The organism is Flavisolibacter ginsengisoli DSM 18119, assembly GCF_900129295.1.
In the GTDB taxonomy this organism is placed as follows: Bacteria; Bacteroidota; Bacteroidia; order Chitinophagales; family Chitinophagaceae; genus Flavisolibacter; species Flavisolibacter ginsengisoli.
This window is the reverse complement of the sequence record NZ_FQUU01000003.1, coordinates 96905-109297: the sequence shown is the minus strand read 5'-3', so window position 1 is coordinate 109297 and position 12393 is coordinate 96905. Positions and strand designations below refer to the sequence as shown.

The following is a 12393-nucleotide window of genomic DNA, read 5'->3' as shown; positions in this document are numbered from 1 at the left end:
CAGGTTAAACATTGGATGGTGGTTTATCGGGTGCAAATTTTATGTTTCGCTATTGGTGCAGCAAATATTTTAGACAGAAGGATTTATTTTATCGGTAAAGTTTTGAATAAACAAAAAACCATACAATAAACATTAGACTATAACTTAAACTCCAACCACCGAAGGCTTACTGCGACAAAAACAAAAGAAGAAACTTGAACAAATAAGATTCCAGGTAAACGTTGTTTGCCTTTACATTTTCTTTAACCAAAGAAATTTGCATAATGGCTGTGTTCAGTAATATATTCATAGTAAATATTTATTTCAGATGGAATCCTCAGATGATGGTGGTGATCCTTATTCCACTTTAGCCAAAACCAGTCTATTTGCATTTATTTTTTTGTTCTCCTGTCACAAACCTTCAAGAGTAATATTTACTCCGCCTGCCGCAGTTATTAAAGAAGCTGCTGCTGTCTCAGTAATTACAGAACTCCCAGCAAAAACAACTATAAAGAACAAAAAGAAAAAGAAAAAACTCTACCTCACCTTTGATGATGGTCCCAACCGGGGCACCAAAAATGTCCTGCATATCATGCAGGATGAAAAAGTGCCTGTAACTTTCTTCATCGTGGGCGAACATGTCTTTGCCAGCAGCAGCCAGGAAAGAATGTGGGACAGCTTACAAATGGCCAGGGAGATAGAATTGTGTAACCATAGTTATTCTCATGCCCACAACCATTATGAGAAATTTTACCAGGAGCCCGATTCTGTAGTACACGATTTCGAACGAAGCCAGGACAGCCTGCATTTAACAAATGATATTGTGCGCACACCAGGAAGGAATATCTGGCGTACAGACAGCATTCAGTTTACTGACATCAAAAAAAGCGCTGCAGCCGCTGATTCGCTTCAAAAGGCAGGATTTATTGTGATGGGCTGGGATCTGGAATGGCAGTTTGATCACAAGACCATGAGCGTGATGACCAGCGCTGAGAAAATGTCTGATGAAATAGACAGTGTATTCAGGAAGGGAAATACAAAACATCCCGACCACCTGGTATTACTGGCTCATGACCAGGTATATGCTAAAAGCGCAGATTCGTTCCAGCTCAGGCAACTTATTAAGATCTTAAAGGAAAAAGATGAATACGAGTTGTCGCTGGCAAGTGCTTACCCAGGTACTACCCCCCAGAAAAAAGATACAATAGCTATAAAATAATATAAAGCCCCGCAGAGCGGGGCTTTAAACTACTTGCTTTCCTTAAGCACCATATCTATGGTTATGGCAGTGATCACAATATTCATCTTATTTTGATCTTCAGCATATTGAGGAACTATGCTTACATGGTATTTGTCGGCAGATGTAAAGAATTCCTTTGCCACCCCTGCCCACTTTTTGTTTATCAGTCCTATTTCAGTTCCATTAGTATCTGTAATACTAAAATTCCACGCTTTCCAATCGCCATTGATCTCGGCGATCTGCTGCTCATTGGCATCGAAGATGGCAAAGCGTGGCTTAAAAAAACGGAACTGCTGCCTAATTGAACCGGTAACTTCTCCATTGGGATCAGTAATCAATATTTTAGACATCCAGAATGTCCATCCCCGCTGAATGCTGGCCAGTAAAACATCGTTGGTATCAGTAACATGAAGGGTGAATGGAAAGAAAGCTTTCTTCAGGAACAGGCGAAGGAATTTATGCCAACCCGGCACATGCTGACGAACACTTCCAACCTGTAAACCCATAGGATCGTAAACCTTGTACTCATTATGGAACTTAAGGAAGGATACTTTTTCATCTATAAAGTATTCATTGCTTTCAAAAAAGGGTGGGAAAAAAACAGACATAGTTAGTTAGGTTTAAAAGAACGCAAAGAAAGCAGAATAAGGAGAGATGTAAAAATGTAAAAAGCCTCACAGGGAGGCTTTTTAACTGCTTGAAAATATCTTTACCAACCGTCGCCATCGATCATATTACCCAAACCTCCCAGTATGCCCCCTTCTTCTTTACGGCTTACCGTACCATATTGGAGGATGCGGCTGGCTAGCCTGCTGACCGGAAGGGTTTGCACCCACACCTTTCCCGGACCTCTTAATGTAGCATAAAAAAGTCCCTCACCTCCGAAAATGGTATTTTTGATGCCCCCAACAAACTGGATATCATAATCGCAACTTGGGGTAAAGGCAACTATACAGCCGGTATCGATCTTGAGTATTTCACCAGGTTGCAACTCTCTCTCCATTATATGTCCACCTGCATGGACAAAGGCCATTCCATCTCCTTCCAGCTTTTGCATAATAAAACCTTCCCCACCGAATAAGCCAGTACCCAGCTTCCTTTGAAATTCTATCCCTATCATTACTCCTTTGGCTGCACATAAAAAGGCATCTTTTTGGCAGATCATTTTACCACCCAGGCGAATCAGGTCAAGGGGAATGACCTTTCCGGGATAAGGAGAAGCAAAGTATACTTTCTTTTTACCATGGCCAATGTTGGTATACGTGGTCATAAATAAACTTTCACCTGTCAGCACTCTTTTTCCTGCTGACATAAGTTTCCCTAACAGGCCCTGGCGTTGGCCCGCACCATCTCCAAAGATGGTTTGCATCTGGATGCCATCATCCATCATCATAAACGCACCGCTTTCGGCGATGGCTGTTTCTTCAGGATCGAGCTCGATCTCTACGCATTGCATTTCTTCACCAATAATGCGGTAATCTATCTCATGGGCCTTCTGGCCATATTCATTCATAGTAAGAATTTTTTTCTAAGATAAGAGAAAGTTGAAACCAGGCGCTGGGAATGGGATGGCCGGAAATGATATATACTGCTTCTTTTATAGCCTTCCTGGAATCTATAAGTGGCTACTTATCAGTCTTTAACGGTACTTAATCGGTATTGAACGAATGTTGCATCTTTTTTTATAAATGGTAACAAGGTGCATCTCTTTTTGCTCTATTTTGTCGCTTCGCTTTTAAAAACAAAACTAACATGAAACAAAAATTACTGCTGCTTACCTCCCTTGTGTTCATGGGGATTACCATCACATTTGGGCAGGCAAAGCTGGTAGAGAAAATCACCAAAACAGGCAATGAGATCGTTATTCCTTATGAAAAGTATGTATTACCCAATGGCTTAACCCTTATTGTGCATGAAGATCACAGCGATCCTGTTGTTCACATGGATGTAACCTACCATGTAGGATCGGCCAGGGAACAGATTGGAAAATCAGGATTTGCACACTTCTTTGAACACATGATGTTTGAAGGTTCAGATAATGCTTTGAAAGGACAGCATGATAAGATCATTACAGGTGGTGGTGGATCACTGAATGGTTCTACCAACCGTGACCGGACGAACTATTACGAAACCATCCCCAGCAACCTGGTTGAAAAAGCCATTTGGCTGGAGGCTGACCGGATGGGGTTCCTGCTTGGCCAGGTAACCCAATCACGTTTTGAAGTACAGAGAGCCACTGTTAAGAATGAAAGAGGACAGAGAGTAGACAATGTACCATATGGTCTTGTATCCCAAACCTTCAGCAAAAACCTATACCCTTATGGCCACCCCTATTCCTGGGAAGTGATCGGGTATATAGAAGACCTGAACCGTGGAGATGTGAATGACCTGAAAAACTTTTTCCTGCGCTGGTACGGACCAAACAATGCTACCCTTACCATAGGTGGAGATGTACAAACAGCTACCATTGTTAAGATGGTTGAAAAATATTTTGGCTCCATTCCAAAATGCCCGGAAGTAAAACCGGTTGTATTACCTGCTGTGCACCTTGAAGGTGACCGTTATGCATCTTATACTGACAATTATGCTAAACTGCCTTTGCTGGCAGTAGTATACCCAACAGTTCCCAATTATAATAAAGATATGGCGGCGCTTCAGTGCCTGGCACAATTGCTTGGACAAGGAAGAACATCGGTATTATACCAGCAATTAACAAAAAAGCAAAAGGCCTTACAGGCAAGTGCATTCAGTCGTTTTGATGAATTGGCAGGAGAGTTCATTTTCCAATTAACTCCAATGGCGGGTAAGTCACTTGCCGACCTGGAAAAAAATTTCCGGGATGCCCTTGACAGCTTTGAAACCAAAGGAGTGACTGAGGAAGATATCGCCAAGTTCAAGGGTTCAAGAGAAGCCCAATTGATCAATGGATTGCAGAGCGTTCAGGGGAAAGTGAGCCAGCTGGCTAATTTTCAAACCTTCACAGGTAACCCTAACAAGATAGCCGACCTGTTGAAAATGTATTCCAGCCTGACAAAAGATGATGTGTTGAGGGTGTACTATACTTACCTGAAAGGAAAAGGTGCTGTCGTATTAAGTGCAACACCAAAAGGACAGGATGCACTCATTGCAGGAGCAGATAATTTCAAGATAGATTCCACAAAATATATCGCACCTGATTATGGCTACAATGGTTTGCAATATGTAAAAGCAAAGGACAATTTCGATCGTAAAAAAATACCTGCCACTGGTGCCAACCCTGTTGTAAAAGTTCCACAGTTTTGGAAGAAGGACCTGCCAAATGGAATTAAAGTGATCGGGGCTCAAAACAGTGAAGTGCCAACTGTTACGTTTTCTTTAAGTATACCCGGCGGTCACCTGGCATCTGCCAATGATCTAAGCAAGGCTGGATTATCCAGTTTTTTCACAGATATGATGATGGAAGATACTAAAGCGCATACAGCAGAACTACTAACAGCGGCCCTTCAATCTTTAGGAAGCACCATCAGCATTGTAAGTAATACAGATGATGTGACCTATACTGTGCAATCTTTGAAAAAGAATTTCGGTAAGACACTCGCTATTTTAAAGGAGCGTTTATACCAGCCTCAATTCAAGCAGGATGCTTTTGACAGGCTGAAACAACAGGCATTGCAATCGTTGAAGGCGGCCAAAGGCCAGCCAGCTACTATTGCCAACAGTGTATTTGCCAAATTAAATTATGGTGCCGATAATATCCTGGGAGTAAGTGAAGATGGAACCGAAGAAACCGTAAAAAATATTACCCTGCAGGATATAGAGGACTATTATAAGAATTACATGACCTCCCAGGGAGCGAAGGTGGTTGTTGTTGGAGATATCAAACAGGAAGAACTATTACCTCAACTGGATTTTCTGAAACAATTGCCTAATAAAAAGGTGAACCTGGTGAAACCTTCAAATGCGCCTACTCATGTTGATAAAACCAGGGTTTACCTGGTGGATGTTCCCAAGGGTGCACAAACTGAATTCAGGGTTGGTTATGCTACAGGATTGAAGTATGATGCCACAGGTGATTATTACAAATCTTTCCTTGCCAACTTTCCGCTGGGTGGTGGTTTCAACAGCCGACTGAATATGAACCTTCGCGAGGAAAAGGGCTGGACCTATGGAGCCAGCAGCCGTTTTACAGGTGATGACAATACGGGGGAATTCCGCTTCTCATCAGGCATCAGGGCTGACGCTACTGACAGTGCACTGGCTGAGGTAATGAGGGAAATGAATAATTATGTTCAGGATGGACCAACAGATGAAGAAGTATCCTTCATGAAAGGAGCTATTGGCCAGAGCGATGCATTGCGTTATGAAACTGGTCCTCAAAAAGCTATGTTTATTCGCAGGATACTTGATTATAATTTGCCGGCTAATTATCCAGCTATGCAAACAAAGATCCTAAATGCAATGACAAAATCACAAATGCAGGCTTTCACTAAAAAATACCTGCACCCTGAAAAGATCAATATTTTGTTGGTAGGTGATAAAGCCAAAGTACTGGAAGGAGTCAAAAAGCTTGGATATGAAGTGGTAGAATTGGATAGTGATGGGAATAAAGTGGATTCTAAAAAAGTATTTTAATAATCAGTCAGTAATTTAAAAAAAGTTGCCTCCCTACTTATTAAGGGGAGGCAACTTTTTTTATGCAATAGTTTTGAAATGATTACTACCTGAACCTTAAACAGCAAATAATGGCAATACAGAAACTTCCTTTTATTCGGCGGTCATAAATAAAACTATTAAACTATTCAAAAGCCAGATAGATCAAAAGCATTATAAAATTGTCCCTTCCTAAGAAGATCAGGTTGTTGCCAAATTGAATGCATAAAAAAAGCGGTCTTAAAGACCGCTACCTAACTAAGTTTAAAAACCTTCCTGATATAACGCCCAGCTATTTTATGTATTCCGACCTGGTGAAGGTTTTAATTGACCCATCCAAACCGGTTTACCTTGAAACTTTCTTACGGCGAACATTATTCCAACGAAAATAAAGAAAAATGGCCCAAGGAATCCTAACAAGGCAATGAACTTAGTACCATAAAACTTGCTCATAGGCCTGCGAAGGCGTTCAGCAATCAAATACATACTAGGTACCATTACCAAGGTTAAAAAGAAGGCGAAGATAAGACCGAATATAATAGTCCAGCTGAGAGGACCCCAAAATACTACGCTATCTCCACCAAAGAACAGGTGTGGATTGCCATACTTAAAGAAGGATTCAAAATCTATATTCAAACCTACAGCTAATGGAAACAATCCAAGCATGGTGGCAAGCGCCGTTAACAATACTGGAATGATACGGATCTTTCCGGCCTGGATAGCAGCTTCTCTTGTCCTCATACCACGGCTTCGCAATTCATCTGTGAACTCGATCAGCAGGATACCATTCTTGACCACGATTCCCGCCAATCCAACAATACCAACGCCTAACATAATAGTGGCAATGGTCATACCTGTTATAGCATAACCGATCATCACACCAATGATGGAAAAGAAGATCTCGGTCAATACAATGAATGGCTTACTCATTGAATTGAATTGCATTACCAATATGAGGAAGATGAGCATTAATGCATATATCAGCGATTTGCCCAGGAAAGACATGGTTTCCTGCTGTTGCTCACTCACACCACTTTGACGAACTGTTACATCTGCAGGTATCTTGTATTTTGATTTGAACTCATCGATCTTAACTGCAAGGTCTGCATTGATCCTTTGTGTCTGGGTTTCATCCAGTACATTGGATTGAAGCTGTATTGTTCGCTTCAGGTTTTTACGCCTGATACCTCCCGAGGTATTGGTGTAATCTACTTTAGCTATGGCATTTAAAGGGATCTGCTTGATGGCCATCGTATTGAAGTCACGAAAAGTAATAGGCCTGCTCATAAGATCCGTCACGTTATTACGGATAAGGTCATTATAACGCAGTTGTATCTTGTATTCGTCCTCGCCTTCTTTTAACTTACTTACTTCCTTACCAAAAACTGCAGTACGAATTTCCATACCTACCTGCCCTGTACTGATCCCTTCCATCATTGCCTTTTCCCGATCAACAGTAATTGATATCTCGGGATTATTAACATCTACATCCATGTTCAGGTGTTCTATACCTTCTACCCTGTTTGTATCCAGGTAGTTCTTCAGATCGTAGGCTACCTTGGCAATAGATTCAAAATTATCTCCAATAACCTCAACGTTTACTGGAGGATCTGTTGGAGGACCTGAATCTTCCTGGTTCACTGTGATCTCAGCTCCCGGAATACCCTGTATGGCCTTCCTGATAGCATCCAGGTAAGGCTTGGTGCTTTTGCCATGACGCTTTTCAAACTCTACAAAGGATACCTGCACCCTTCCAAGGTTTGGCTGCACACTACGATTATTATCCTGTGGGTTATTGGCACTAACTGCCACATTAGAGATAATACTTTCTACAATAGAACCTTCCGCACCTGGCTTTTCTTTTTCCAGCACCTTATGTACCCTGTTTTCCAGCACATGCGTTATTGAGTCCGTGTATTTGATATCTGTGCCTACAGGCATTTTTAAATACACATATATAAAATGCGGATCGCCGCTTGGGAAAAAGGTTTGTTTGCCTTGTGTGCGCCAAACGAACAACGCAGCTGCTACTGGAAATAATATAAACAAGGCTACCAGTAACCGTGCAGGTCTCCTGCGTAACAAGGCCCATCTCAGGAGATTTTCATAATGAGACATCAACCAGGGAAGCACATGATTCTGGAAATAATGGATCACATCTCTTAACACAAAAACATTAATGATTGATACCACCGCCATGAACAGCAGGAAGTTGGCAATGCCATGCCATCCGACCAGGTGAAACAAAACACCGAATGCAATAGCTGACCAGAACCACCATTTACGGAATAGGTTACGCTTGGGCATTTCATGTTCTCTTCCTTCCGGTCTCATAAACGTAACAGCAAACACTGGGTTGAATATAAAGGCCACAATCAGAGAAGCTGCAAGCGTCAGGATCAACATGGTTGGCAGGTAGATCATGAACTTACCAATCAGTCCTTTCCACAATAGTAGAGGGAAGAAGGGTGCCAGTGTTGTAAGCGTACCAGCCAACACAGGTATCCATACTTCGCCTGCTGCCTGTTTTGCGGAACGCGCAATGGGCACTCTTCCATTATGATAGATCCGGTGCGTATTTTCTATAACCACAATGGCATCATCTACTATGATACCCAGGCCAAAGAGCAGTGCAAACAGCACAATGAAATTCAGTGTCATCGTACCCCCTACCAGCAGATCACCGAGCGGCAGGAACATGAATGCTACAAACACACTCAAAGGCACACTTAAGGCTACGAAGAAGGCATTGGTAACACCCATAAAGAACATAAGGATCAAAAGCACCAGTATAAATCCAATGATGATCGTGTTGACCAGCTCATTAAAGGAAGTTTTGGTTTGCTTGCTCTGGTCACCTGTAAATTCCACACGCAAGTTGGGAGGAAGTTCCTGCTTCTCTTTCATGTCAGCAACCGTAGCTTTGATATTGTCTGCAGCATCTATCAGGTTTTCACCTGAACGCTTTACGATATTGATAGTAATTACAGGCTTTCCATCTAACCTGGCATAGCTTTCCTTTTCCTTCACTGTATCGACCAACTGGGCCACATCACGGAGATAAATGGGAGCACCCTGGATATTTTTTACAACAATATTCTGCATATCAAGAGCAGTAACAAACTGGCCCTTCACACGAAGGGTACGTTTCATGTTACCTACTTCTACCTGTCCGCCACTTATGTCCCTGTTCTCCCTGTTGATAGCGTTTTCAATATCCGTGAATGTAAGTTTGGCTACCTGCATTTTATAGGGGTCCACGTTCACCTGGATCTCTCTCTCCGGGGCACCAACAATATCTGCCCTTGTTATTTGCTTTAGCTCTTCAAAACGATCCTGCATCTTATCGGCAAACTGCTTCAATTTCACAGGGTCATAATCTCCACTGATGTTCACATACATGATGGGAAACTCACTAAAGTTAAATTCCTGTACATCCGGTTGTGAAGTCAAATCAGTCGGCAGATCGGTTTTAGCCTTGTCAACAGCATCCTTTACTTTTTGCTTGGCAATATCTGTTTTTACATCTGTTTCAAATTCCACGGTGATGAGGGAAAAATCCTGCTGCGAAACAGAATTGACCTTATTAACTTTAGCCCCACTGATAGATTTGATTTGCTTTTCTATCGGCCTTGTGACCAGGTTTTCAATATCCTTGGGAGAGTTTCCTACATACACTGTTACAACAGAGATGGTAGGCACTACTATGTCAGGGAATTGCTCCTTAGGCATGGTAGTGAATTTATTGAGGCCATATAATGATATGAGGATGGCCAGGATATAGATCACCGTCTGGTTGTTCACAGCCCAACTGGTTGGACCAAATTCCTTGAACTTATCTTTTATCCCTTCTATAAGTTTCATTATGTTATTTTTTGGCCTTTTCCTCTACAGGAAAAGCATGATAATTAGTTTTGAATCCGGATGCTCTCAAGTCATCAAATTATTGTGCAGGCTTAACCGCCACTGTGGCTATAACCTGTCCATCATAAAGATTCTGGTATCCTTCGGTGATCAACTGTTCACCCTGTGCCAGCCCTGATTTGATCTCTATGAGGTCAGCATAAGATTCTCCTACAGTTACAGTTTTCTTTTTGGCAATCATTTTATCGCCGCTCTTTTCCATAACATATACATACTTACCATTCTCATCGCTTTGAACCACGTTCAATGGTATAGCAATAACATCCTTTGCACTATAATCAAGTATACGTATCTGTGCTACCTGGTTGGGCTTAAGGCTGGCGTCAGCAGGTATCTTCGCTTCTATGTTGAAGGAACGCGTATTAGGATCAATTACTTTTTGTACCACATTTACTACAGCTTCAATAACACGGTTATTTTGCTCTGGCAATACGATCTGTATCCTGCTTCCAACTTTCACGCGGCCAAGATAATTTTCAGGAACACTGGCTACAACTTTAAGGTTGCTGGTATTAACGATTCTAATTTGCGGTCCGGCCTGTGTGGCGCCTACAAACATTTCACCTACGCGAACATTCACCTGGTCAGCTATGCCCGAGCTGGGTGCCGTAACAGTCATTAATGATGCCTGCTTTTGAATCACACCAATTTGCTTGCTCAGGCTTTCCATTTGAGTTTTAGCTGACAAAACTTGTTGGTAAGTTCCGATGCCCTGATCCCACAAGCTTTTTGTGCGGCGATAAGTATCCTCTGCGCTGGCTAATTGCACACGCAGTGGCTCAATCTGTTGCCTGATCATCTGGTCGTCAAGGCGTGCCAATACCTGCCCTTTACGTACTGACTGGCCCTGGGTAACATACAATGCCTTTACTATACCACCCTGGCCATTCGGAGGTGCTACGTAGGATATATTTTGCGCATCTACCCTGCCCTGCAATTCAATATAATGTGAGAAATCAGTGGTAGCAAGTGGTAACACTGAAACCAGTTTTGCGTTTGTAACGATGGCAGTTGGATCTGCCTTTTTTATATCCGATTCCAGTTTGGCTATATCCTCATTAATCTTTTTTTGTTCTGATTTAAGCTTTTCCAATTGGGCCTTTTTATCATTGAGTGAGCCTTCACTATCTTTTTTGGTATTGCCACATGCAGTAGCAAGGATAGCTACAATGATAAATCCTATCAATTTCGATTTCATTAAATAAATTTTATGGTGAGTGTAGTGGTTCATTATTGAAGTTTTCCAAGTGATGACTGGTAACTGATCTTTGTTACTATGGCATTATACAATGCATTGAAATAATTGGATTGAGCAGTTTGCATATCTGCGTCGGCCTGCAATACTTCAAAGCTGCTGCCCAGGCCTTGCTCAAATTTCAGTTTGGTACCGTTGTAAACCTTTTGTGCCAACTCCATATTTCTTTCCTGCACGTCCAGGTTAAATAGTGCCGAGCGCAGGCTGCTAAAAGTTATTTTCTGCTCCAGGTCAATAGCCTGTTTAACATTGACAATAGTATTTTGTAATTTCTCAACATTCAGTTTGGATTGCTGCACTTTATACCTGCGTTGAAAGCCATCAAACAAAGGAATATTGACATTAATACCTACATAGGAACTGCTGAACCAAAAATCCTCCCCCGAGGTAAAGAATTTAGGTCCCATTCCATTAAGTGTATAGTTACCTGCCAAAGCAACTGTTGGCAAATAGCCCAGTTGGTATCGTTTCACATCCAGGTTTTGCAGTTTCTCCAATTGGTTCAGTGTCCTTATCTCGGTACGGTCTTCATACCTGAAACCTTCTCCAAGAATATTTTCCTTAACAGATGCAGAGTTCAGATCATCTTTCAGCACAATAGTGTCCTTTTGAGACAATCCAATGGCAAACTTCATTGCAGCATAGCCTATCTCCACTGCATTTTCAACAGCACTGCGTGTTGTTGAGAGGTTATTTAATTGCACCTGCACTTTATCAAGGTCAAGTTTTTCTGCAAAACCATTTTTGTACATTATCGAATCATCATGATAGAGCTTTTGCAGGCGTTGAACACCCTCATCAATAAAGTGCAATTGTTTTTCCGCTATGAGGATAGCATAATATCTTTTATAGGCAGAGTCCTTAATCTTTTCCCTGGCCTGCTCCACCAATGCCTGCGAATAATCGAGTGCTGTCTGGCGCGCCTGCAGGCCTACAAATACATCCGGCTGGAATAATAACTGGGTAAGTGTAGCTCCTAAACTTAGATTCCAGGGCTGCTGAAAGCTTACCTGTCTCAAAGTTGGGGATGGCACAGTGGTAATAGGACCGTTATTTCCAGAAACACCTTCATCTTTCAGTATGGAATAAACTGCTGTGGAGGTAGCATCCGGAAATAACAAGGCAGGTACTTTTAAGTACTTGTTTACTCCTGCATTGCCTGCCAATTGGGGCAATGCCTGGCCAAGTATCTCCCTGTTCTTAGCCACTTGTATCTGGTAATCGATCTGCGCATTCTTCAGATCGACTACATTTTTATAGGCAAGATCCACCGCCTCCTTTACTGTTAATTCATATTTCTGTTGGGCCTGCGACACTATTGCCAATAGCAGGAGTGTAAATCCCAGTAATGCCTTTCTGTTCATCT

The 12393-nt window shown here is 42.0% G+C and carries 7 protein-coding genes; 2 read left to right on the top strand and 5 right to left on the bottom strand.

Annotation, left to right across the window (positions count from 1 at the left end; translation table 11 throughout):
* Positions 1-307: 307 nt before the first annotated feature.
* Positions 308-1198, top strand: a complete 891-nt coding sequence (locus tag BUA53_RS04370) for a polysaccharide deacetylase family protein (RefSeq protein WP_072834038.1) — start codon at positions 308-310, stop codon at positions 1196-1198.
* A 29-nt stretch (positions 1199-1227) separates the two neighbouring features.
* Here BUA53_RS04370 and BUA53_RS04365 read toward each other — a convergent pair whose 3' ends face one another.
* The gene (locus BUA53_RS04365; protein WP_072834037.1) at positions 1228-1827 is read right to left on the bottom strand and encodes an LURP-one-related/scramblase family protein; all 600 of its coding nucleotides are present in this window, start codon (positions 1825-1827) and stop codon (positions 1228-1230) included.
* 101 nt (positions 1828-1928) lie between these two features.
* Positions 1929-2732: a TIGR00266 family protein gene (locus BUA53_RS04360; protein WP_072834036.1), complete on the bottom strand. Its 804-nt coding sequence runs from the start codon at positions 2730-2732 to the stop codon at positions 1929-1931.
* A 239-nt stretch (positions 2733-2971) separates the two neighbouring features.
* Here BUA53_RS04360 and BUA53_RS04355 point away from each other — a divergent pair, with 239 nt between their 5' ends.
* Positions 2972-5830: a M16 family metallopeptidase gene (locus tag BUA53_RS04355; protein ID WP_072834035.1), complete on the top strand. Its 2859-nt coding sequence runs from the start codon at positions 2972-2974 to the stop codon at positions 5828-5830.
* A gap of 315 nt (positions 5831-6145) precedes the next feature.
* Here the strand turns inward: BUA53_RS04355 and BUA53_RS04350 are convergent, their stop codons facing one another.
* From BUA53_RS04350 to BUA53_RS04340, 3 genes are all read right to left on the bottom strand, one after another.
* Positions 6146-9712, bottom strand: coding sequence for an efflux RND transporter permease subunit (locus BUA53_RS04350; protein WP_072834034.1), 3567 nt, complete (start codon positions 9710-9712; stop codon positions 6146-6148).
* Positions 9713-9791: 79 nt separating this feature from the next.
* Positions 9792-10970 carry an efflux RND transporter periplasmic adaptor subunit gene (locus tag BUA53_RS04345; RefSeq protein WP_072834290.1) on the bottom strand — a complete coding sequence of 393 codons (1179 nt, stop codon included), beginning with the start codon at positions 10968-10970 and terminating at the stop codon, positions 9792-9794.
* 32 nt (positions 10971-11002) lie between these two features.
* A complete protein-coding gene (locus BUA53_RS04340) occupies positions 11003-12391 on the bottom strand; it encodes a TolC family protein (protein ID WP_072834033.1) in 1389 nt (462 codons plus the stop codon).
* Positions 12392-12393 lie beyond the last annotated feature (2 nt).